At 72.5% G+C, this 19,661-nt stretch carries 21 protein-coding genes; 14 read left to right on the plus strand and 7 right to left on the minus strand.

Going from position 1 to position 19,661, the window contains the following annotated elements; all coding sequences use genetic code 11:
- Nucleotides 1–270 precede the first annotated feature (270 nt).
- Both ACZ4VF_RS29010 and ACZ4VF_RS29015 read right to left on the minus strand, forming a co-directional pair.
- On the minus strand, nucleotides 271–711 hold the full coding sequence (locus ACZ4VF_RS29010) for a nuclear transport factor 2 family protein (protein ID WP_467929618.1): 441 nt from the start codon (nucleotides 709–711) through the stop codon (nucleotides 271–273).
- A 110-nt stretch (nucleotides 712–821) separates the two neighbouring features.
- Nucleotides 822–1,742 (minus strand): zinc-binding dehydrogenase, encoded by a 921-nt coding sequence (locus tag ACZ4VF_RS29015; RefSeq protein WP_467929619.1) that lies wholly within the window; start codon nucleotides 1,740–1,742, stop codon nucleotides 822–824.
- Nucleotides 1,743–1,879: 137 nt separating this feature from the next.
- On the opposite strand from ACZ4VF_RS29015, the gene ACZ4VF_RS29020 reads away from it, so the two are divergent.
- The gene (locus ACZ4VF_RS29020; RefSeq protein WP_467929621.1) at nucleotides 1,880–2,845 is read left to right on the plus strand and encodes a LysR family transcriptional regulator; all 966 of its coding nucleotides are present in this window, start codon (nucleotides 1,880–1,882) and stop codon (nucleotides 2,843–2,845) included.
- A gap of 527 nt (nucleotides 2,846–3,372) precedes the next feature.
- Here ACZ4VF_RS29020 and ACZ4VF_RS29025 read toward each other — a convergent pair.
- A complete protein-coding gene (locus ACZ4VF_RS29025) occupies nucleotides 3,373–3,858 on the minus strand; it encodes a MarR family transcriptional regulator (RefSeq protein WP_467929622.1) in 486 nt (161 codons plus the stop codon).
- A gap of 147 nt (nucleotides 3,859–4,005) precedes the next feature.
- Here ACZ4VF_RS29025 and ACZ4VF_RS29030 point away from each other — a divergent pair, with 147 nt between their 5' ends.
- The 6 genes from ACZ4VF_RS29030 (at nucleotide 4,006) to ACZ4VF_RS29055 (ending at nucleotide 10,509) form a co-directional block, all read left to right on the plus strand.
- Complete coding sequence (locus ACZ4VF_RS29030) at nucleotides 4,006–5,178, plus strand: PP2C family protein-serine/threonine phosphatase (protein WP_467929623.1); 1,173 nt, start codon at nucleotides 4,006–4,008, stop codon at nucleotides 5,176–5,178.
- 130 nt (nucleotides 5,179–5,308) lie between these two features.
- A complete protein-coding gene (locus tag ACZ4VF_RS29035) occupies nucleotides 5,309–6,205 on the plus strand; it encodes an STAS domain-containing protein (RefSeq protein ID WP_467929625.1) in 897 nt (298 codons plus the stop codon).
- A complete protein-coding gene (locus ACZ4VF_RS29040; protein WP_467929626.1) occupies nucleotides 6,202–6,639 on the plus strand; it encodes an STAS domain-containing protein in 438 nt (145 codons plus the stop codon). Before ACZ4VF_RS29035 ends, ACZ4VF_RS29040 begins: the two co-directional genes overlap by 4 nt.
- Nucleotides 6,639–7,082 carry an anti-sigma regulatory factor gene (locus tag ACZ4VF_RS29045; RefSeq protein ID WP_467929669.1) on the plus strand — a complete coding sequence of 148 codons (444 nt, stop codon included), beginning with the start codon at nucleotides 6,639–6,641 and terminating at the stop codon, nucleotides 7,080–7,082. Before ACZ4VF_RS29040 ends, ACZ4VF_RS29045 begins: the two co-directional genes overlap by 1 nt.
- Before the next feature lie 154 nt (nucleotides 7,083–7,236).
- On the plus strand, nucleotides 7,237–9,276 hold the full coding sequence (locus ACZ4VF_RS29050) for a PP2C family protein-serine/threonine phosphatase (protein WP_467929627.1): 2,040 nt from the start codon (nucleotides 7,237–7,239) through the stop codon (nucleotides 9,274–9,276).
- Nucleotides 9,277–9,318: 42 nt separating this feature from the next.
- Nucleotides 9,319–10,509 (plus strand): PP2C family protein-serine/threonine phosphatase, encoded by a 1,191-nt coding sequence (locus tag ACZ4VF_RS29055; RefSeq protein WP_467929629.1) that lies wholly within the window; start codon nucleotides 9,319–9,321, stop codon nucleotides 10,507–10,509.
- Between the two features lie 42 nt (nucleotides 10,510–10,551).
- Here ACZ4VF_RS29055 and ACZ4VF_RS29060 read toward each other — a convergent pair whose 3' ends face one another.
- Nucleotides 10,552–11,091: a MarR family winged helix-turn-helix transcriptional regulator gene (locus tag ACZ4VF_RS29060; RefSeq protein WP_467929630.1), complete on the minus strand. Its 540-nt coding sequence runs from the start codon at nucleotides 11,089–11,091 to the stop codon at nucleotides 10,552–10,554.
- A gap of 328 nt (nucleotides 11,092–11,419) precedes the next feature.
- Here ACZ4VF_RS29060 and ACZ4VF_RS29065 point away from each other — a divergent pair, with 328 nt between their 5' ends.
- From ACZ4VF_RS29065 to ACZ4VF_RS29075, 3 genes are all read left to right on the plus strand, one after another.
- The gene (locus tag ACZ4VF_RS29065) at nucleotides 11,420–12,664 is read left to right on the plus strand and encodes a PP2C family protein-serine/threonine phosphatase (RefSeq protein WP_467929632.1); all 1,245 of its coding nucleotides are present in this window, start codon (nucleotides 11,420–11,422) and stop codon (nucleotides 12,662–12,664) included.
- A 100-nt stretch (nucleotides 12,665–12,764) separates the two neighbouring features.
- Nucleotides 12,765–14,348 carry a sensor histidine kinase gene (locus tag ACZ4VF_RS29070; RefSeq protein WP_467929671.1) on the plus strand — a complete coding sequence of 528 codons (1,584 nt, stop codon included), beginning with the start codon at nucleotides 12,765–12,767 and terminating at the stop codon, nucleotides 14,346–14,348.
- Nucleotides 14,345–14,803 carry a response regulator gene (locus tag ACZ4VF_RS29075; RefSeq protein ID WP_467929633.1) on the plus strand — a complete coding sequence of 153 codons (459 nt, stop codon included), beginning with the start codon at nucleotides 14,345–14,347 and terminating at the stop codon, nucleotides 14,801–14,803. Before ACZ4VF_RS29070 ends, ACZ4VF_RS29075 begins: the two co-directional genes overlap by 4 nt.
- Before the next feature lie 6 nt (nucleotides 14,804–14,809).
- Here ACZ4VF_RS29075 and ACZ4VF_RS29080 read toward each other — a convergent pair whose 3' ends face one another.
- Nucleotides 14,810–15,667, minus strand: coding sequence for an RNA polymerase sigma factor SigF (locus ACZ4VF_RS29080; protein WP_467929634.1), 858 nt, complete (start codon nucleotides 15,665–15,667; stop codon nucleotides 14,810–14,812).
- Nucleotides 15,668–15,813: 146 nt separating this feature from the next.
- Complete coding sequence (locus ACZ4VF_RS29085) at nucleotides 15,814–16,212, minus strand: MerR family transcriptional regulator (RefSeq protein WP_467929636.1); 399 nt, start codon at nucleotides 16,210–16,212, stop codon at nucleotides 15,814–15,816.
- Nucleotides 16,213–16,738: 526 nt separating this feature from the next.
- Here ACZ4VF_RS29085 and ACZ4VF_RS29090 point away from each other — a divergent pair.
- On the plus strand, nucleotides 16,739–17,113 hold the full coding sequence (locus ACZ4VF_RS29090; RefSeq protein ID WP_467929637.1) for a hypothetical protein: 375 nt from the start codon (nucleotides 16,739–16,741) through the stop codon (nucleotides 17,111–17,113).
- A gap of 72 nt (nucleotides 17,114–17,185) precedes the next feature.
- On the opposite strand, the gene ACZ4VF_RS29095 is transcribed toward ACZ4VF_RS29090, so the two are convergent.
- Nucleotides 17,186–17,674: a VOC family protein gene (locus ACZ4VF_RS29095; RefSeq protein WP_467929638.1), complete on the minus strand. Its 489-nt coding sequence runs from the start codon at nucleotides 17,672–17,674 to the stop codon at nucleotides 17,186–17,188.
- Nucleotides 17,675–18,095: 421 nt separating this feature from the next.
- Here ACZ4VF_RS29095 and ACZ4VF_RS29100 point away from each other — a divergent pair, with 421 nt between their 5' ends.
- Genes ACZ4VF_RS29100 through ACZ4VF_RS29110 form a run of 3 tightly spaced genes read left to right on the plus strand, consistent with a single transcriptional unit; the run spans nucleotide 18,096 to nucleotide 19,267 of the window.
- Nucleotides 18,096–18,242 carry a hypothetical protein gene (locus tag ACZ4VF_RS29100; RefSeq protein WP_467929640.1) on the plus strand — a complete coding sequence of 49 codons (147 nt, stop codon included), beginning with the start codon at nucleotides 18,096–18,098 and terminating at the stop codon, nucleotides 18,240–18,242.
- A complete protein-coding gene (locus ACZ4VF_RS29105) occupies nucleotides 18,239–18,805 on the plus strand; it encodes a PRC-barrel domain-containing protein (protein ID WP_467929642.1) in 567 nt (188 codons plus the stop codon). Before ACZ4VF_RS29100 ends, ACZ4VF_RS29105 begins: the two co-directional genes overlap by 4 nt.
- Before the next feature lie 36 nt (nucleotides 18,806–18,841).
- The gene (locus tag ACZ4VF_RS29110) at nucleotides 18,842–19,267 is read left to right on the plus strand and encodes a PRC-barrel domain-containing protein (RefSeq protein ID WP_467929643.1); all 426 of its coding nucleotides are present in this window, start codon (nucleotides 18,842–18,844) and stop codon (nucleotides 19,265–19,267) included.
- The last annotated feature ends 394 nt before the right edge of the window (nucleotides 19,268–19,661 follow it).

The raw sequence follows: 19,661 nt of genomic DNA on the forward strand, positions 1-19,661 counted from the left end.
GGGACGCGGCGAGGGCCCGGGGTGTGCCTGGCGCCGGCCTCCGTAGGATCCGGCACCATCCGCGTCGTCCGACAACCCTAACTCCGACGGACCCGGAGATGTGGGCTCGCCGATACAGATTTCCTCGGCCCTCCGCGCGGGTCATTCCCCGCCCGTTTTTCCCCGGCCTCCCCGCCCGTGTGTCCCCCGTCTCCCCCGTCCGTGTCGCCTGTGTCCCCTGCGCCGCCGTGCGAGCCGCCGTGTCGTCTCGCGGACCGGCGGGCGGAGGCCCTACTCGGCCGACGGGGAGGGCACGGCCGCGGTGTCGGCGCCGGCGAAGAGGGTCTTGGCCACGTGGTGGGTGTCGGCGTACTCGACCACGGAGACGATCCTGCCGTCGCGCACGGTGTAGATGCCGAGGCAGCGGTTGTCGTAGGTGCCGCCGTGGACGGTCTCGGCCCTGGACGTCCATTCGGCCACCACGCGGTCGCCCTCGGCGATCGTGCCGACCAGCTCGATCTCCACGGTGCCGGGGACGAAGACCGTCCCCATGCTGCCGAGGAAGTCGCCCACGATCGCGTCGCGGCCGCGCCACACCTTGGAGACGGGCAGGTCGCCCGGGTAGTGCCAGGTCGCGTCCTCGGCGAAGCTGTCGTGGATGACATCGGCGTCGCCGTCGCGGACGGCTTCGACGTAGCGGATGACGACGGCCCGCGGGTCGTTGGTGGTCATCGGTGCGTCTCCTTAGGTTGTTCTCACGTCCGGTCGTTTCCGGCGTGAGTGCGTGAGTGCGTGAGTGCGTGAGCGGGTGGTGTCAGGACGGGTGGGCCGGGGCGCGGCGGTCAGGACACGGTGAGGACGGCCTTGCCGCGGATGCGGCGGTCGCGCAGGTCGGTGAGGGTGGTCGCGGTGTCGGCCCAGTCCGAGACGCGGCCGATCTCGGGGTGCAGGCGGCCTTCGGCGGTCAGCCGGACGAGGGTCGCCAGGTCGTCGTCGAGGCGGGTGTCGGCGTCGAGGTAGTGGAAGTGGCGGATGACGGCCGACTCCGGCCCGGCGAAGAAGTCGAAGAAGTCGAGCGTCGCCGGTACGCGGCCGGCCTGCCCGAACCAGATGAGCGTGCCGCGCCGGGCGAGCCGTGCCAGCGCGCGGGGGAGCGCCTGCCCGCCGGTCGACTCCAGCACGATGTCGAACGGGCCCCGGGCGTCGGCGACGTCATGGACGATCTCGGCGGCGCCGAGTTCGGCGAGCCGGCTCCCGCGTGCGGCGTCCCTGGTGACGGCGGTGATCTGAGCGCCGGCGGCGGCCGCGAGCTCGGTGACGAAGTGGCCCACGCCCCCGGAGGCGCCGGTCAGCAGCACCCGTCGGCCGAGCACCGGTCCGGCGGCGCGCAGCAGCCGCAGCGCGGTGAGCCCGGCCAGCGGCAGCGCCGCGCCCTGGAGCACGGAGACGTCGTCCGGCAACTCGGCGAGCGCACCGGTCGGCACCGCCGCGTACTCCGCCCAGCCGCCCGCCATGGGGTGGCCGAGGACCCGCGTGATCCCGGACGGCCCGCTGCCGTCGGCGGCGGGCTGCACGACCAGGCCCGCGATGTTCTTGCCGGGGCGGTCGCCGGGGGCGGGCTTCTCCAGCTTGAACGTCTCGCCCCGGTTGACCGAGAACGCCTCGACCTTGACCAGCGCTTCGCCGGGGCCGGGTGTCGGCTCGGGGACGTCGGCGAGGACGACCGGCTCGGCGGGGTCCCCGGTGGGCACGAACGCCTTCATGGTGGTTCAACTCCTCGGCGGCCCGGGGCCGTTCCCCGGTGTCTCTGCCGCGGCCATCGGACCGCGCGGAGGGGCGCACCGGCCAACAACCCGGCCGTCCGACCGACAACGCCGGGTTGTCGCATAAGGTCAGCGGCATGGACCTCGACCTCACGCTGGTCCGCGCCTTCGTCGCGACCGCCGGGACACTGCACTTCGGGCGGGCCGCCGACGAGTTGGACACCAGTCAGCAGGTGATCTCCAAACGCGTCGCGCGGCTGGAGGCGGTGCTGGGCGTGCGGCTCTTCGAGCGCCACGGCGGTGTCCGGCTCAGCGAGGCGGGGGAGCGGTTCCTGCCGGCCGCGCACGAGGTGCTGACGGCGGGGGAGCGGGCGGTCGCGACGGTGACGGGCGCCGGTCCGGTCGTACGGATCGAGACGTGGGGCCATCTGTTCGCGCCGATGCGCACGGTCGCGGAGGCGGTACGGGCGCTCGACGCGGTGCGCTGGGAGCCCGGACCGGGGCGGGACTGGCCGTCCGTGGCGCAGGCCCTGCTGCGCGGCGAAGCGGACCTGGGGTTCGGCCGGGTGCACCCGCTGCCCGACGGCCGGGACGCGGGACTCACCCAGCGTCTGGTGCGGCTGGAGCCCGTCGACGCGGTGGTCGGCCCGTCCCACCCGCTGGCCGCCGCCGACGTACTGCGCCCGGCCGACCTGCGCGACAGTGTCCTGGTGTGCCCGGCCGAACTGGACCGCCTGGACTTCCTGCGCCGCTTCGCCGACGAGTTCCGGATCACGCGCCGGCATGACGGCCCCAACCTGGGCCTGGACCACCTGGCCCGGCACCTGCACACCGCCCCCGAGGGCTTCACCGTCTTCCCCGCCGACGTGCCCCTGCCGGAGCACCTGGGCCTGCGTTCCATCCCGCTGGTCGAGCCGACCCCGCTGTACGCGTGGTCGCTGGCCTGGCGCGAGTCGTCCCGCCACCCCCTGCTCGCCGCCCTGCTGCGCGGCTTCACCGACTCCGGCCGCGCCCGGCGCTGGCTGGAGTACCGACCGCAGCGCGACTGGCTCCCGGACACCGACCACCCCAAACTCGCGAGCCGACCGGTCCCCGGCCGGTAGAGGGCAGGGGCTGGCCGCCCAGCGCCCGGCGGACAGGGCACCGGCCCCCCAGGACTCGATCGGACAAGTCACCGGCGGATCAGCCCCCCCGGTAGTCCACCCCCCGGTAGTCAAGGCCCCCGGTAGTCCAGCCCCCCGGCCGGCAGGGTCGGTGACGTGGGCATCCGGTCGGCGCCGGCCGCTCAGAGCCCGGCCAGGCCGGCCGGCCGGGGCACCGTACCCGCGGACGCGTGCCGCCCGGCCTCGGGCGGCGGTTTCCCGCGATCGCTCCGGACATGCGCCGCATCCCTCCTTCGGAGACATGACGCACACCCCCGGCAGATCGGGCCGTCACGGGGTATCCGAAGGGGAGCAAGGGACGTGCAACGTACTGTTGCCGTTTGACAACAATAGCCATCAGGCAACAAAGTAACCGTGTCGGACGTGCGCGGGGAAGGACCAGGAATGCTCCGGTGGACGGAGACCGCTCCGTGTGCCGGCCACCCTCGCCGAGAGGCGGCGGTGGCGCCGGTGCCGCGAACAGTGGCTCAGGCTGTCTGGCTGTCCGGGTCCGAGGCGTCGCCGAGTATCTGCGTCGCCGCGGTGGCGCAGAAGGCTTCCAGCCCCTCCATCAGTGCGATCCGCTTGGCGGCGGGCATATCCGCCAGCACCTTCCGCAACTCCGTCTCCCTGCGGGCCCGCAGGTCGGCGAGGAAGGCGCGGCCCCGGCTGCTGAGGTGCAGGCGCACCTCCCGCCTGTCCCCCGGGCTCGCCATCCGCTCGACGAAACCGGCTGCCTGCAGCCGGTCGCACAGCCTGCTGGTGGAAGGCGGGGTGGAGGCCAGGTACTCGGCGAGGGTGCGCAGGTTGATCCCGTCGTGGTGCTCCAGGATGTGCAGCACGCGCAGTTGGGACGCGGAGGTGGGCGCGGTCGAGGCGCGACCCCACACGACCTCCAGCAGCTCGACGGCCGTGGTGGTCACCCGCGCGACCTCTTCGGGCTCTGGGCGGCGGCGGAAGGCAGTCACGGTCACACTCTCGCAGGCACTGGGGCGCCTGTCAGCGTACTAGGCGTGCGCACCGGTCACAGGTGCCCGGGGTGACCGACGCGGCTCTGCAGAAGCCCGGCCTCTTGGGTGAGGCACCTACGTTGTCCGGCGAAGGATTGGTGAAGATCCCCCATGAACAGATTCGTGGCCGCTGAACGCGCGCTGCGCACAGCGGCTCCCCATGCGTTGCTCGACGCCATCCGTGCCGTACTGATGGAGCAGTACGGGGCGGAGGACGTCGAGCTGTTCCTGGTCGACTACGGCATGAGCGTGCTGCAGCCGGTGATGGTGCTGCCGCACGTCCTGGAGCCGGTACCGGTGCACAGCAGTCCGGCCGGCCGTGCCTTCGGCTCCCAGCGGCCGTACTGCGAGGACGGACGCGACGGGCGGGCGCGCCTGCACCTTCCGGTCAGTGTGCGCGGCGACCGGCTCGGAGTGCTGACCGTGACGCTGTCCGGCACCGAGGCCGTGCGCCGCTGGGAGCCGGAGCTGGCCGACATCGCGGAGATGCTGGGGCACGAGGTGATCGTGGCCGAGCGCGACACCGACCTGTACCTGCAGGCGCGCCGCAAGGACCGGCTCACCCTGGCCGCCGAGATGCAGTGGCAGCTGCTGCCCGGCCGCTCCTGCTCCCGTCCCGAGTACGAGCTGGGGGCGCAACTGGAGCCCGCGTACGCCATCTTCGGGGACAACTTCGACTGGTCCGCCACCGCCGACCACCTCATGCTGTACGTCACCAACGGCATGGGGGAGGGCATAGAGGCGGCGCTGCTGACGAACCTGGCCATCAACGCGCTGCGCAACGCCCGGCGCGCCGGCATCCCCATCGCCGACCAGGCGGCCCTCGCGGACCAGGCCGTCTACGCCCACTACCGGGGCCGCTGCTACCTGTCCGTCCTGATGTTCGACTTCGACCTGGCCACCGGCCGGGCCCGTGTCGTGGACGCCGGCTCCCCCCAGCTGCTGCGGCTGCGCGACGGCTGCGTGGAGCGCATCGCCTTCGACGCGCAGCTGCCCCTGGGCATGTTCGAGGAGACCGACTACGTCGCCCAGGACTTCCAGGCCGAGCCCGGCGACCGTCTCGTCTTCGTCAGCGACGGGGTGCACGCGGTGTCCTCCCCGAAGGGGGAGGCGTACGGCGACTCGGCGCTCGCCCGGGCGATCCACTCCACGCGGCTGCTGCCCGCCGCCGAGGTGCCGCGCGCGATCCTGCGGGAGCTGACCGGTCACCGCGGCAGGGTCCTCCCGAACGACGACGCCCTGGTCGTGTGCCTGGACTGGCACGGGAGGCCGGCCGGCGCGTGAGCGGCGGGACCGCCCGGTTGTGACGATCGCGTGTGGTCCGCCCCATGACCTCGCACACAGCTTGTCGTGCGGCAATAATTGTCCGATGGTTCGCCCGGCGGGCGGCCGAAGGCGCTCGAGCAGGGAGACGATGCAGGTGGCGGAGCACACCACGACACCCGAGGTGGCGCAGGATCTGGGCGCCTTCCTGGAACGGCGCCGTGAGCAGATCGCCCAGCGGTGGGCGGACGCCGCACTGTTCCGTACGGTCTTCACCGTCTCCCGGGACGAGGCGGTCGAAGCGTGCAAGGCGGTGGTGGACGCCCTGGCCGAGGTGGCCCGCACCGGGCGGCTGGAGGACGTCGAGGCTCCGGGCTTCCGCGCCGTCAGGGAGCAGCTCGGCCGTATGGCCGTCTCCCGGGCCCGGGCGGGGTCCAGCCCCTCCCGGATCGCCGGCGAGGTCGCCGGTCTGCGCGAGCCGGCCGTCGCCCTGCTGCGGGCCGAGTTCGAGGACACCGCCGGCGAGCACGCGCACGCGTGCACGCTCGCGCTGACGGTCCTGATGGGAACGCTCCGTCTCGTGGTCATGGAGACCACCGTCAGCGCCGGCGAGGAACTGATAGCCAGGCAGCGCGAGCAGCTGCTGGAGGTGGCCACCCCGGTCATCAAGGTCTGGGAGGGCATCGTCGCCGTCCCGCTGATCGGCACCCTGGACAGCGCCCGCAGCCAGGTCGTGATGGAGAGCCTGCTGGAGGCGATCGTGGACGAGCGGGCCCGGTACGCGATCCTCGACATCACCGGCGTACCGACCGTCGACTCGCTCGTGGCCCAGCACCTGATGAAGACGGTCGCCGCCGCCCGCCTGATGGGCGCGGACTGCATCGTCTCCGGTATCCGTCCCGCCATCGCGCAGACCATCGTCCACCTCGGCATCGACCTCGGGTCGATCATCACGCGGGCCGGTCTCGCCGACGCCCTCGCGCACGCGCTCAGCCAGCAGGGCATCGTCGTCTCCCCACGTCCGGCCGCGGGAGCGGGCCCGCGGTGACGGGCCCCTCCGCCACCCGTGCGGGACCCGCGCCGGCGCCGGTGCCGGTGCCGGTGCTGGCGCTGGGAGACGTCCTGCTGGTCACCCTGCAGGGAGAAATGCACGACGGGGTGGCCGAGCGGCTTCGGCACGACATCGCCCGGCGCATCGCGTCCAGCCCGGCGCCGGTCGGCGGTGTCGTGATCGACGTCTCCGGCGTGGAGATCGTCGACTCCTTCCTCGGCCGTGTCCTGGCCGAGACCGCCGCGCAGGCACGCCTGCTGGCCACCCGCACGATCCTGGCCGGCATGCGTCCCGCGGTGGCCGTCACCCTGGTCGAGCTGGGGCTCGTCCTGCCCGGCCTGGAGACGGCCCTGGACGTCGAAAGAGCACTGTTCCTGCTGGGCCACGGCACTCCGGCGATCCCATCCGCTCACCCGGAAGAGGGTGCGTGATGCATGCCCCACTCGCCCCCACCACCCGCCTGCCCATCGGCTCGGACGCGGACCTGTCCCGGGTGCGCCGGCTGGTGCGCCAGGCCGCTGCCGACCTCGGGTTCCGCCTGGTGCAGCAGACGAAGCTGGTGACCGCCGTCAGCGAGCTGGCACGCAACACCCTCGTGCACGGGGGCGGCGGCCACATGGAGATGACGCCCCTGGGCGACGGCGCCCGACGCGGGCTGCGGCTGTCCTTCGTCGACGCCGGCCCGGGCATCCGCGACGTGGACCTGGCGATGACCGACGGCTACACCTCCGGAGGCGGCCTCGGCCTGGGCCTGAGCGGAGCCAGACGGCTCGTCCAGGAATTCGCCCTCGACAGCACCCCCGGCCGGGGCACCACCGTCACCATCACCGACTGGGCCTCCGGTCTGCCCTCCCCCCGCGCGGGTGCGCCGTGAGCGGGGTCCGTGACATCCCGGTCCGTGACATCCCAGTCCGTGACATCCCGGTCCACGCCGGCACCGGGGCGCGGGCCGCGGGCAGCGCCGTCCGCCGCCCGCACGACGACGCCCGGACGGCCGTTCCGGCACCCGGCCCACGGGACGGATGCCCATGACGGCGAACCCGGAGGTCTGGAAGATCGGGTCGGCGGCCGACGCGGCCCGGGCCCGTGCGGCCGTCGCCGGTGTCGCCGCGGACGGAGGGGCGCCGGCCCTGGACCGGGCCCGCTTCCTCACGGCGCTCACGGCACGGCTGCGCCGCTGCCTCGGCGAGGGCGGCGTATGGGAACTGCTGCTCCTGGTCCGGCAGACCACCGCCGAGCATGACCCCCGGCTCGCCGTGTGGCTACGGCCGGTCGCCTCCTCGTCCGCGCCGGTCCCGGACGACGGGCCCACCCTCGTCTGCCCCCTGCGCCACCGGCCCGCCCAGGATGGCCCGCCCGCCGATCCGCCGCTGCCCGAGGCCCTGCTGCGCGCCGACGAGGACACCGCGGCCGTCCTGCGTGTCCTGGACGAGCAGGAGCGCCTCGTCCGGCTGCACCGGGAGGAACTGCACCACACCAACCAGGGCGTCCTGGCCCTGCACTCCGACCTGGAGGCCGCGGCACTGGTCCAGCAGGACCTGCTGGACGCCGAGCGGACCGCACGCGCCGAGGCCGAGCGGGCCCGGCGCCTGCTGACCTTCCTCGGCGACGCCAGCGCCGCCATCACCGCATCCCTCAGCCCTCCGGCCATCCTGCGACGCCTGACCGACCTCCTGGTACCGGAGTACGCGGAGCACCTCGACGTATGGCTCTTCGACGAGGAGAGCGAAGAACGCGGGGAGCGTGACGACCGCGAGGGCCGCGAGGCCGGCCGGGGCCGCGAGGACGGCGAGGACGGCGAGGACGGCGAGGGCCGCGAGAACGGCGAGGGCCGCGAGGCCGGCCGGGGCCGCGAGGGCTGCGAGGGCTGCGACGACGGCGACGGCTGCGAGGCCGGCCGGGGCCGCGAGGGCTGCGATGGCCCCGAGGACGGCGATGGCCCCGAGGACGGCGAAGGACGCGAGGACCACGCCCACCACCAGCCCCAGCACCAGCACCAGCACCAGCACCAGCACCACGAGGAGACCACGGGCGCACACCCCCGCGGTGTCCGCCCGCGCTCAGCGGCCGCGGTGGCCGCCGCCCGCACCGGCCGTCCCCAGCACGCCGCCGCCCACCCCGGCGCGCTGCCCGGCGTGGACGACCTCCCGCCCTCCGTCCTGTTCCCGCGGCGCCCCCTGCTGGCCATCCCCCTGATCGCCCGCCGTCCGCTGGGCGTCCTCACCCTCACCTCCCCGGGGGCTCGCTTCGACCCGGACACCTCGGTGATGCTGGTCGAACTGGCCCGCCGGGCCGGCATCGCCCTGGACAACGCCCTGCGCTACGAGCAGTACCGCGACACCGCCGAGGCCCTGCAACGCGCCCAGCTGACCGAACTGCCCGCTCCCGCCGGGCTGCTGCTGGCCGCGCGCTACCTTCCCGCCACCCGCGGCCTGAACATCGGCGGTGACTGGTACGACGCCTTCCTCCAGCCCGACGGCAGCCTGCTCACCGTCATAGGGGACGTCACCGGGCACGGGCTGCACGCCGCCGTCGTCATGGGCCAGCTGCGCACCGCCCTGCGCGCCTACGCCGTCGAGAACGACAGCCCCGCGGAGATCCTCACGCGTCTGCACCGCATGCTCCGGCACCTCCAACCCGAGCTGTACGCCACCGCGATGATCGCCCGCTTCCGGCCCGGCGAACCGGAGGTGGTCTGGGCGTCGGCCGGGCACCCGCCCGCCGTGGTGCGCGGAGCCGACGGCACGGTACGGGTCCTCGACACCAGACCGGGCGTGATGCTGGGCATCCCGGTGCCGTACGTCCACACGGACCACCGGGCCGACCTGCCCGCCGGCTCGTCCCTCCTGCTGTACACCGACGGCCTGGTCGAACGCCGGGCGCAGGGCATCGACCCCGGCATCGAGCGCCTCGCCCGGGCGCTGGGCACCCTCGGCACCGCCGAGCTGGAGCAGGACCCGGAGGCCGCGGCCGACGCCCTGCTCAAGCCCCTTCTGCACGACTGCGCGCGGGACGACGACGTCTGCCTGCTGCTGTGCCACACCCTGACGTCCGCCGTGGGACCCTGACGTCCACCGTCGGCGGTAGCGTGGAGCAGACAGGGCGAGAGGGTGGATGTCGTGACAGCCTTTGAACCGTTTCCGTCCGCGGAAGCCCAATTGCGCGCCGCCGCGCCGCACGCGCTGGTCGCCACGGCCCGCCGGCTGCTCGCCGAGCGGGTCGGAGCGCAGGAGGTGACCCTGCTCCTCGCCGACTACGGACTGAACGTCCTGCAACCGGTGTCCCACCTGCCGCACACCAGCACTCCGCTCCCCGCCCACGAGGGCCCGGCGGGCAGTGCCTTCCTCACCCAGAAACCGGTGGTCGAGGTCCTGCACGAGCCGGCCGGCCACCTGCTGCACCTGCCCATCACGGTGCGCGGCGACCGCCTGGGAGTCCTCTGCGTACGGCTGCCCGCCGGGACCACCGACCCGGACTCCGTGCTCCGGCTCGGCGACTTCGCCACGGCACTCGGCCACGAGGTGGCCACCGCGGGCCGCGACACCGACCTCTACCTCCAGGCCCGCCGCACCCGCCGGCTCACCCTCGCCGCCGAGATGCAGTGGCAGCTCCTGCCCGGCCGCGGCTGTGCCCGGGAGGAGTTCGTGATCGGTGCCCACCTCGAACCCGCCTACGCCATCGGGGGCGACAACTTCGACTGGTCCACCAGCGCGGACCACCTCGTCCTCACCGTCACCGACGGCATGGGACAGGGCATCGAGGCCTCGCTGCTCACCAGCCTCGCGGTCGGCGCCTTGCGTAACGCCCGCCGCGCCGGCATAGGCCTCGCCGACCAGGCGTGCCTCGCCGACCAGGCCGTGTACGCCCAGTACGGCGGCAAGATGTACGCCTCCACGCTGCTGCTGCACTTCGACCTGGCCACCGGCACGGTGCACGCGGTCGACGCGGGCTCTCCGCAGCTGTTCCGGCAGCGTGACGGCCGTACCGAGCGGATAGAGCTGGAAGCGCAGCTACCGCTCGGCATGTTCGAGGAGACCCTCTACGTCGAGCAGACGTTCCAGGTCGAGCCCGGCGACCGGCTCATCGCGGTCAGCACCGGGGTGCACGGGACCCGCTCCACGGCGGGCGACCTCTTCGGTGAGCAGGTTCTGCGCCAGATCCTCGGCGCCACCCGCCCGGCACAGCCGCACGAGACGGCGCGCGCGGTCATCGCCGGACTGGTCGAGCACTACGGCAGCAGCGAACTGATGTCGGACGCGGCCGTGGTCTGCCTCGACTGGTACGGCCGCCCGTCCGCCTGACCGCCCGGCCGCCTGACCGCCTGACCGCCCGGCCGGTCCCGGTCAGGCCCGCGGCCCGTCGCCCTGCCGGCCGCCACCGCCGGCGCGGCCGGTACGACCGGTGCCGCCGGTACCGTCCTGAGCGCCCAGGAACGCCCGCATCCCCCGGCTCAGCGCCTCCCGCTCGGCGGACCCCATCCCGGCGAGGACCGCGGCGAGCGCCTGTGACCTGCGCTCGGCCACCTCACCCAGCACCTGCCGGCCGCGCCCCGTGAGGACCAACTGCACCTCCCGCCGCTTGTGCGGGTGCAGCATGCGCTCCAGCAGCCCCGCCGCCTCCAGCCGGTCGCACAGCCGGCTGGCGGTCGGCGGCCCTATGTCCATGCCCTCCGCCAGCGCGGTGAGATTCAGCCCCGGTTCGGCCTCCAGGATCCGCAGGGCCCGCAACTGGTGCGGCGACAGCCGCAGACTCGCCCCCTGGGCGGCCACCGACCACAGGGTCGCGAGAGCGTCCACGGCATCGGCGATCTCCCGGGCGACGGACAGAAGATCGTCACCCGGGCCGTTCGGCTGGTCGTCCCCGAAGCCGGTGAGACGAGTCACGAACACATCGCTTTCAGTAATGGCCTGCCCATACGGATACCACCCTCATTCAAACGCGGTACCCGAAGAGCCGCCGGACAAGCACGTTGCCCGAGGGGCAAGGGCAAGCGCACCGCCCGCCGGGCGTGCCTCGCGTCCGCCCACGGCTCACGGAAAGACGATACGCACGCGGATCACCCGGCAGTGGCCGGAAAAAGATCCGCACTCCGGCGCGATCGCCTCCCCGGGGGACAGAACGGATCGCGGCCAGTAGGCTTCGTTCATTGCCCTATGGCAACGAGGAGCTCCGAGAGGCTCGGCCGAGGCGTGGGAGGGGAAGCAGGGACGGATGCTCCCGACACAACATGGGCTCGTCGGCGTACGGGTCGCCCCTGGTTCCGCCACGGTGGCGGGCGCGGCCTGGGCCTGGCAGGAGCCATCGGTGCTCCTGGTCGAGGACGACGAGGCGGACGCCCTCCTCGTGGAGGAACTGGTCGCCGACTGCTCCCCGGGCATGCGGCTCACCTGGGTGCGGTCCCTGGCCGAGGCGAGCGCCGTCCTCGCGGCGGAGGCGCCGGACTGCGTCCTGCTGGATCTGCACCTGCCCGACTCCCACGGGCTGGAGGGCGTGGCCCGGGTGCGGCAGTTCGCGGACGTCGCGGTCGTGGTGCTGACCGGGCTGGCCGAGGAGAGCACCGGACTGGCGGCGGTCGCCGCGGGCGCGCAGGACTACCTGGTCAAAGGACGCGTCGAGGCGGAGCTGTTCGGCCGAGCCGTCCGGTACGCCATCCAGCGCAAACTGGCCGAGCAGGCGGCCGCGGCCTTGCAGGCGGGCCAGTTGCGTGCCGAGGAGAACCGCCGGCTGGAGCGCGGGCTGCTGCCCACCCCGCTGCTCCGCGAGGCGACGGGCCTCGAAGTGGTCGCCCGCTATCTGCCGGGCCGCGAACAGGCGCTGCTCGGCGGCGACTTCTACGACGTCGTACAGACACCGGACGGCTGCGTGCACGTGCTGATCGGCGACGTCTCGGGCCACGGCCCCGACGAGGCGGCGCTCGGTGTGGGACTGCGCATCGCCTGGCGCACCCTCGTGGTCAGCGGTGCCACCGGTGCCCGGCAGCTGAGCACGCTGGAGGAGATCCTCGTGGCCGAACGCACCGGTGAGCAGATCTTCGCCACCCTGACCAGCCTGGAACTGCTGCCGGACGGCCGCTCGGCGCGGGTGATGCGCGCCGGCCACCCCGGGATGCTGCTGCGCGCCGGCGACAGCGTGGACTGGATCGAGGTACCGGGGGGACCGGCGCTCGGAGTGCTGCCAAGCGGTACGGCCCACTGGCCGGTGGCCGACCTCACCCTGCCGGACGGTGCGGGAGTCGTCCTCTTCACCGACGGCCTGTTCGAGGGACGGACCGGGCCCGGGCGCGAACGGCTCGGCGAGCAGGGCCTTCGGGACCTGGCCCGCTCGGTGGCGACCCTGCCGGCGGAGGCGTTCGTGGACGAGCTGATCGGCCGTGCCGAGGCACTGGCCGAGGACTACGGCGGTCTCGCCGACGACGTGGCCGTGCTGCACCTGCGGTGGCACCGGCAGCCCGAGTGAACGAGGAAACCCGACGGTGACAACGTCCCCCCCATCGCCCAGCCCCGGCCGGCGCAGCCGCATCACCGTGCAGGGCTGGTTCCACCTGGTGCTCGCCGTGATGATCACCCTCGTGGTGACCGGCTCGGTGGTGGGCGCGGAGCTGCTGGCGCGGACCGCGCGCGTCTCCGACCAGGTGATAGAGGACATCCAGCCGGCCCGCGCCGAGGCGCTCCGCCTGCAGAACGCCCTGCTGAACCAGGAGACGGGCGCCCGCGGCTACGTCCTCGCCGCGGACCGGCAGTTCCTCACCCCGTACACCGAGGGACGGCGGGCCGAGAAGGACTCCGCCGCCCGACTGCGGCGCCGCATCGGTGACCGGCCGGTCCTGCGCCGAGACCTGGAGACCATCGAGCGCGCGGCGGCCGACTGGCGCCGCACGTACGCCGATCCCCTGATCGCCGGCGTCACCCCGGGCGCCCCACGGCCGGCCGGCAAGTCCACCACCGAACGGGGCCAGGCGGCCTTCGACCACATCCGCGCCCTGTTCGGCATCCAGAACAGGCACCTGACGGAGGCCAGGGACCACAGCCGGAGCGAGCTGGCCCACATCCGCACCGTACGGAACTGGGTGCTGGCCGGCATGGTCGCCGCCTTCCTGATCACCGCCGTCGTCCTCGCGGTACTGGTGCACACCCTGGTCGCCCGGCCCCTGGCCGGCCTGCGCACCGCGTCGCGCCGGGTGGCCCAGGGCGAGTTCCGGCGCCACATCCCCGCCGGGGGACCGGCCGACATCCGGGCCATGTCCCACGACGTCGAAGCCATGCGCCGGCGCCTGGTGACGGAGCTCGACGCCTCCCGCGTCCAGCACGAGCACCTCACCCGGCAGGCAGCCGACCTGGACGCCCAGGCGGTGGAGCTGCGCCGGTCCAACACCGAGCTGGAGCAGTTCGCCTACGTCGCCTCCCACGACCTGCAGGAGCCGCTGCGCAAGGTCGCCTCCTTCTGCCAGCTGCTCGAGAAGCGGTACGGCGACAAGCTCGACGAACGCGGCACGCAGTACATCGCGTTCGCCGTGGACGGCGCCAAGCGGATGCAGACCCTCATCAACGACCTGCTCACCTTCTCCCGGGTCGGCCGGGTGAACGACGCCCATGTCCCCGTCTCCCTGGGGCAGACCCTGGACAAGGCGGTGGCCAACCTCACCGCGGCGGCCGAGGAGTCCGGCACCGTCGTCCAGCGCCCCGCCGAACTGCCGGAGATCACCGGCGACCCGATGCTGCTGGTCATGCTCTGGCAGAACCTGGTCGGCAACGCCATCAAGTTCCGCCACCCCGACCGCACCCCCCGTATCGAGATCACCTGCGAGCGCGACTCCGCACCCGCGGCCGGTGCCGAGGCCGGCAGCGAGACATGGCGGCTGAGCGTGACGGACAACGGGATCGGCATCCCGGAGGAGTTCGCCGAGAAGGTCTTCGTCATCTTCCAGCGCCTGCACGGCCGGGACGCCTACAGCGGTACGGGCATCGGCCTGGCCCTGTGCAAGAAGATCGTGGAGTTCCACGGCGGCCGCATCTGGATCGACGCCACCCACACGGGCGGCACCCGCTTCTGCTTCACCCTGCCCACCACCCCGGTCGGCGTCCCCGCCGCGCCCGAGGAAGCGGCATCCGCCCACACCACCCCGGAAGGACAACCCGCATGACCACGCCCGGCGCCCGGCCCATCGAGGTCCTCCTCGTCGAAGACGACCCCGGCGACGAGCTGATGACCCGGGAGGCGTTCGAGGACAACAAGATCGGCAACACCCTGCACGTCGTACGCGACGGCGAGGAGGCCCTCGACTTCCTCTACCGCCGGGGTGCCCACACGCAGGCCCCGACCCCCGACCTGATCCTCCTGGACCTCAACCTGCCCAAGTACGACGGCCGCCAGGTCCTGGAGCGCATCAAGTCCGACCCGGACCTCGCCCACATCCCCGTCGTCGTCCTGACGACGTCCTCCGCCGAGGAGGACATCCTGCGCAGCTACAAGCTGCACGCCAACGCCTACGTCACCAAGCCCGTCGACCTGGACCAGTTCATCGCGGCGGTCCGGCAGATCGACGAGTTCTTCGTGACGGTCGTACGCCTGCCCCGTCCGTATCCGATGCAGGGGTGACGCGGGTCAGCCGGTGGCGAGCATCCCCGAGCGCAGACGCGTCAGGATGCGCGAGATGAGCCGCGAGACGTGCATCTGGGAGACGCCCAGCTCCTTGCCGATCTCCGCCTGAGTCCGCTCCTCGACGAACCTCAGGTGCAGGATGCGCCGTTCGCGCTGGTCCAGATCGGCGACGAGCGGGGCGAGCGCGTGGAAGTCCTCCACGAGTTCGAGAGCGGTGTCCTCCTCGCCGATGAACGCGGAGAGGGCAGCCTCGCCGTCGTCGGCGTCACCGGTGATCGCGGCGTCGAGGGAGGCGGAGTGGTAGCCGTTCGCCGCGACCTGGACCTCCACGACCTGTTCCTCGGTGAGGTTCATGAGCGCGGCCAGCTCGGAGACCCGCGGGGCACGCCCCAGCCGGCTGCGCAGTTCCTCGCTCGCCTTGGCGAGTTCGGTACGCGCCTCCTGCAGCCGTCGCGGCACGTGCACGGACCAGGACGTGTCCCGGAAGAACCGCTTGATCTCGCCGACGATGTACGGCACGGCGAAGCTGGTGAACTGCACCTCGCGGGAGACCTCGAACCGGTCGATCGCCTTGATCAGACCGATCGTGCCGACCTGGACGACGTCCTCCATGTCCTGACCGCTGTTGCGGAACCGCCGGGCGGCGAAGCGCACCAACGACATGTTCATCTCGATGAGGGTGTTGCGCGCGTACTGGTACTCGGGCGTCCCCTCCTCCAGCACGGCGAGCCGGTCCAGGAACGTCCCGGTCAGCGCACGGGCGTCCTGGGGCGCGACCTTCTGCGGATCCGCGATCTGCGGGAGCTCCGTACCGGAATCCGTACCGGAACCGGTCGTCGTACCGACGAGCACCGTCGTCATCCCGGGCCCTCCCTGCCGTCAGCGCCCGCTCCCGCGAGCAGGTCGTCAGGCCGCGCCTACCCGCTCGACGGAATATCATATGCCCGACAAAGAGACCCCCACCACATCGGCGCCCGACGGGCCGAGAACCCATGACGCGCCCGAGCTCAGCCGGCCCCGGCTCCCGCTCCGGACCGGGCTCCCGCCGCCGATCCGGAACCAGATCCGGAACCGGCCCCGGCCGCCGATTCGCCGGCGGCGCGGCGGTACTCGGCGTTGATGCGCTGCGCTTCCTCCAGCTGGTCCTCAAGGATGACGATGCGGCACGCGGCCTCGATCGGGGTCCCCTTGTCGACGAGTTCGCGGGCGCGAGCGGCGATCCGCAGCTGGTAGCGGGAGTACCGGCGGTGTCCCCCCTCCGAGCGGAGCGGGGTGATCAGGCGGGCCTCCCCGATGGCTCGGAGGAAGGCGGGGGTGGTGCCGAGCATCTCGGCCGCCCGGCCCATCGTGTACGCGGGGTAGTCGTCGTCGTCCAGACGATCGTTGAGGGGGTTGTCCGATGTCATGTCACCTCGCTGTGCAACGCGTCGAGGGGCCCTGGCGCCGTACGGCACCAGGGCCCCGAAGGAAATTCAACACCATCTGTCGGCGGCTACCGCCGTGCCGACCTTCTGTGTCCGCCTGCCGGCCCGACAGGGCCGCTGAGCGGGGGATCGCAGCTGCGTGACCGGGGACCACCATCCAATCCGGGGTCTTGCGGTACCCGGGCCGAGCGCTCCTCGGACCGGGCGATCCTGATGGCGTCAGCTCCTCCGTTCCTCTCGGGTCCGCTTCGGGACCGACCACTCGTCAGCCACCCGCCCGTTCGCGTCCGGCGGGTCTCGTTCGACCGTGTCTTCGAGAAGAAGCGTACCCACGCCGGGAGTGAAAATCTACCCTGACTAAAGCAGTTTTCATCCATTCAGCGGATCGGGAACCCTGCCCTCATCGAAGACGCGGGACGTCCACGCGCCGAGCGCCGCCACCCGCGCACACCCCGTTCTCACCCCGCGGGCGGTGCCGGCACGGTCGGGCCGAATAAGCTCTGCTGTCATGTCGAACCCGGATGAGCTGCTCGTCGCCATCTCCGCCGCGGTGGAGTCCGAGCGAAGCAATCAGATGTCGCTGACCGTGGTCGTCGGCGGTGCCGTCATCACCGGCCGACTGGCTCCCGAGGCCGTGTGGCGGGAGCGGGTGGCGGAGGTTTTGAAGGACTCGGACCGTCTCGGCCCGTTCTCGGACGTCTTCGCCCGCGGCCCGCGGGCGAACCGGCCCGGTGGCGACGAGGCGCCCACGCATCTGCACTTCCATCTCGCCCGGATCCTGCAGGGCAGCCTCGGGATCCCGGAGTCGGGGGGCATGTACCGAGTCGCGATCAAGGACGTCAGTGCCTGGACCGTGGGCGATCTCAGCTACTTCGACCAGTAGGAGCCGGGAGAAGGCTGCCGTCGCCCCGGCACCCGCGGGGCGGGCCCCCGCCCGCCCCGCGCGCCCGCGTCGTCACACGGCCCGCCCCGGGAAGAAGTCGGCGCTTCTGACGTACGCCATCGCCGCGGTGAACTCCGGGTCGCCGAGGCGGCGTCCGATCTCCTGCGGGTCCGGATCCTCCACGTGGGTCTGGATCCAGTACAGGTTGCCCAGCGGATCACGCACCCGGCCGACCCGGTCTCCGAAGAACAGGTGGGTCACCTCGGTGACCGAGGTGCCGCCGGCCGCAACCGCCCGACGGTGCACGGCGTCGGCGTCCTCCACGTAGAGACGGAGGAAGCCGGGGGTCGGGGGCCACTCGGGCCGCGCGTCGAACATCATCACCACCGAGTCGCCGATCCGGACCTCCGCGTGCTCGACGCTGCCGTCCTCGCCGACCAGGCAGGCGATTTCCTCCGCGCCGAAGGCCCTCTTCATGTAGTCGATGAGCCCCACCGTGTCGGGGGAGATGATCCACGGCGTCACAGTGCTGTAGCCGCGGGGAACGGACCTGACGGACATGGTGACTTCCTCCCGGGAGCGGACGCCTCGACCTGATGCCGACGCTAGCCGCGAACTAGGCCGGTTCCCGTCCTAGGGGGGGGCGGCGCCCAAGGCGAGCGTCGGTGGAGTACCGGGCGGCGACATCGGGGACGAGCCGCCTGTCCGCGCGGCCGGCCGGCGTCAGGAAGGCGTTCACCGGCGTCACCGCAGGACGGTCGTCCCCAGGCACCCGAGCAGGACGAGCTCAAGTACGCCTCCAACGAACGCAGTTGGGGCCCCGGTCGGCTGGTGACCCGCTCGGAATCCCACCCCCGCGATCCACGCGGCATCCCCCACGGAAACGCAGGCGTGTCCGCCGGTACGGAGGGCAACCGGTTACCACGGAGAGGTCGCTGAGCGCATCGTCGGTCACGACGGGTGACCGGTGGCAGGGAGGTGGATGACGATGTGGTGGGTCTGGCTGGTCGCCCTCGTCGCGGCGGTGGCACTGCTCGCCGGGGCGACGGCCCTCGTCCAGGCACGGCGCCGATCGGGGACGGTGATCGCCGTCAACCGCGGGCGAGCCGGCCGGGGAGGCGGACGGTGAACACGCTCGTACTCGCCTCCGAACTGTCCGGCCGGGTGGTGGTGACACTCGGCGGTGAGGCGGTGGCACAGATCAAGGACGTCGTCTTCGACGGACCGGCGGGCCGGATCACCGGGTTCACCCTCAGCGGGCGGGGCCTGCTGGCCGGGCCGCTGAAACAGAGCCTTCCCTTCTCCCGCGTGCACGCGGTCGGGCCGTCGGCGGTGATGATCGTCAGCCAGGCCCTCTTCGAGGACCGGGACGCGGTCGTCGGACGCGGTGAGGCCGATCGCGGCCGCGTCCTGGGAGCCCCGGTCCTCACCGAAGAGGGCACCGACATCGGCACCGTGGCCGACGTGGTCATCGAGACGGGGGCGAGCGGGCGGGTCGTCGGTTTCGAGGTGGCCGCCTACGACAAGCTGGACCGCCGGCACCGCAAGGTGTTCGTGCCCCGCGGCCAGTCACTGGCCGTCTCCGGTGAGGCCCTGGTCGTTCCCGCGCAGGCACAGCGCTTCGTCGCCGACGACCTGCCCAGCTTCGCCGCCCAGGTCGAAGCCTTCCTCACACACATGCGGCACCGCTGACCCGGCGCCGCGACGCCCGACGAAGGAGGACCCGCGTTGCTCTTCTCCCAGGCCTTCGGCCTACCGGTGATCACTGCCGAGGACGCGACCAGCGTCGGCAAGGTGGCCGACCTGACCGTCGACGCACGCAACGCCACGGTGGCCGCGGTGCGGCTGTCAGGGGCCGACCGTGCCGAAGCGCTGGCGTGGAGTGCCGTGGAGGCGGTGGGCCCGGACGCGGTGATCGTCCACTCGCGTGTCACGGCCGAGCAGGGGCAGGACAGCGTGCCCGCCCATCACCGGCTCCTGGGGAGCCGGGTCCTGACCGAGCACGGCGTCGAGCACGGAACGGTCAGGGACGTCGCCTTCGACCCCGCCTCCGGTCGCCTCCTCACGCTCTACACCGCCCTCGGCGAAATCGCCGGCGCCCGCCTGATGGGCCTCGGCTCCTACACCGCGGTGGTGCGCGCCGAACCCGTCTGACCCCTGCCCCAGGACTCTGCCCGCCGAAGCTTGACGCCCGTCGGCGGGCTCCGTACCATGCTCAGGTTGCCCCGAGCCGTAACGGCTCGACAGTGCGATGTCATCGCCGGCCGGGCAACAGCAGCAAACCGCAGGCGCGGTCTCCCATCGGGACTGGATTCGAGTCATGTCCGCATGCACGAATTAGTTCCACCGCCTCGATTATGAGCAACCGGGAGAATCCGCTAAGGTTTGAGACGTCGGAACGGCCCAACAGCCGGGAAGACAAACCCCGCCGACCGGGGATCGGACGCCGAAAGGATCTGATAGAGTCGGAAACGCAAGACCGAAGGGAAGCGCCCGGAGGAAAGCCCGAGAGGGTGAGTACAAAGGAAGCGACCGTTCCTTGAGAACT

It is taken from the genome of Streptomyces sp. NPDC029151, from assembly GCF_055564315.1.

Excerpts from the sequence above, each read along its gene's own strand:
- ACZ4VF_RS29010 (WP_467929618.1), bottom strand. The coding sequence starts at position 711 with ATGACCACCAACGACCCGCGGGCCGTCGTCATCCGCTACGTCGAAGCC.
- ACZ4VF_RS29015 (WP_467929619.1), bottom strand. The coding sequence starts at position 1,742 with ATGAAGGCGTTCGTGCCCACCGGGGACCCCGCCGAGCCGGTCGTCCTC.
- ACZ4VF_RS29020 (WP_467929621.1), top strand. The coding sequence starts at position 1,880 with ATGGACCTCGACCTCACGCTGGTCCGCGCCTTCGTCGCGACCGCCGGG.
- ACZ4VF_RS29030 (WP_467929623.1), top strand. The coding sequence starts at position 4,006 with ATGAACAGATTCGTGGCCGCTGAACGCGCGCTGCGCACAGCGGCTCCC.
- ACZ4VF_RS29035 (WP_467929625.1), top strand. The coding sequence starts at position 5,309 with ATGCAGGTGGCGGAGCACACCACGACACCCGAGGTGGCGCAGGATCTG.
- ACZ4VF_RS29045 (WP_467929669.1), top strand. The coding sequence starts at position 6,639 with ATGCATGCCCCACTCGCCCCCACCACCCGCCTGCCCATCGGCTCGGAC.
- ACZ4VF_RS29050 (WP_467929627.1), top strand. The coding sequence starts at position 7,237 with ATGACGGCGAACCCGGAGGTCTGGAAGATCGGGTCGGCGGCCGACGCG.
- ACZ4VF_RS29065 (WP_467929632.1), top strand. The coding sequence starts at position 11,420 with ATGCTCCCGACACAACATGGGCTCGTCGGCGTACGGGTCGCCCCTGGT.
- ACZ4VF_RS29070 (WP_467929671.1), top strand. The coding sequence starts at position 12,765 with ATGATCACCCTCGTGGTGACCGGCTCGGTGGTGGGCGCGGAGCTGCTG.
- ACZ4VF_RS29075 (WP_467929633.1), top strand. The coding sequence starts at position 14,345 with ATGACCACGCCCGGCGCCCGGCCCATCGAGGTCCTCCTCGTCGAAGAC.
- ACZ4VF_RS29080 (WP_467929634.1), bottom strand. The coding sequence starts at position 15,667 with ATGACGACGGTGCTCGTCGGTACGACGACCGGTTCCGGTACGGATTCC.
- ACZ4VF_RS29085 (WP_467929636.1), bottom strand. The coding sequence starts at position 16,212 with ATGACATCGGACAACCCCCTCAACGATCGTCTGGACGACGACGACTAC.
- ACZ4VF_RS29090 (WP_467929637.1), top strand. The coding sequence starts at position 16,739 with ATGTCGAACCCGGATGAGCTGCTCGTCGCCATCTCCGCCGCGGTGGAG.
- ACZ4VF_RS29095 (WP_467929638.1), bottom strand. The coding sequence starts at position 17,674 with ATGTCCGTCAGGTCCGTTCCCCGCGGCTACAGCACTGTGACGCCGTGG.
- ACZ4VF_RS29100 (WP_467929640.1), top strand. The coding sequence starts at position 18,096 with ATGACGATGTGGTGGGTCTGGCTGGTCGCCCTCGTCGCGGCGGTGGCA.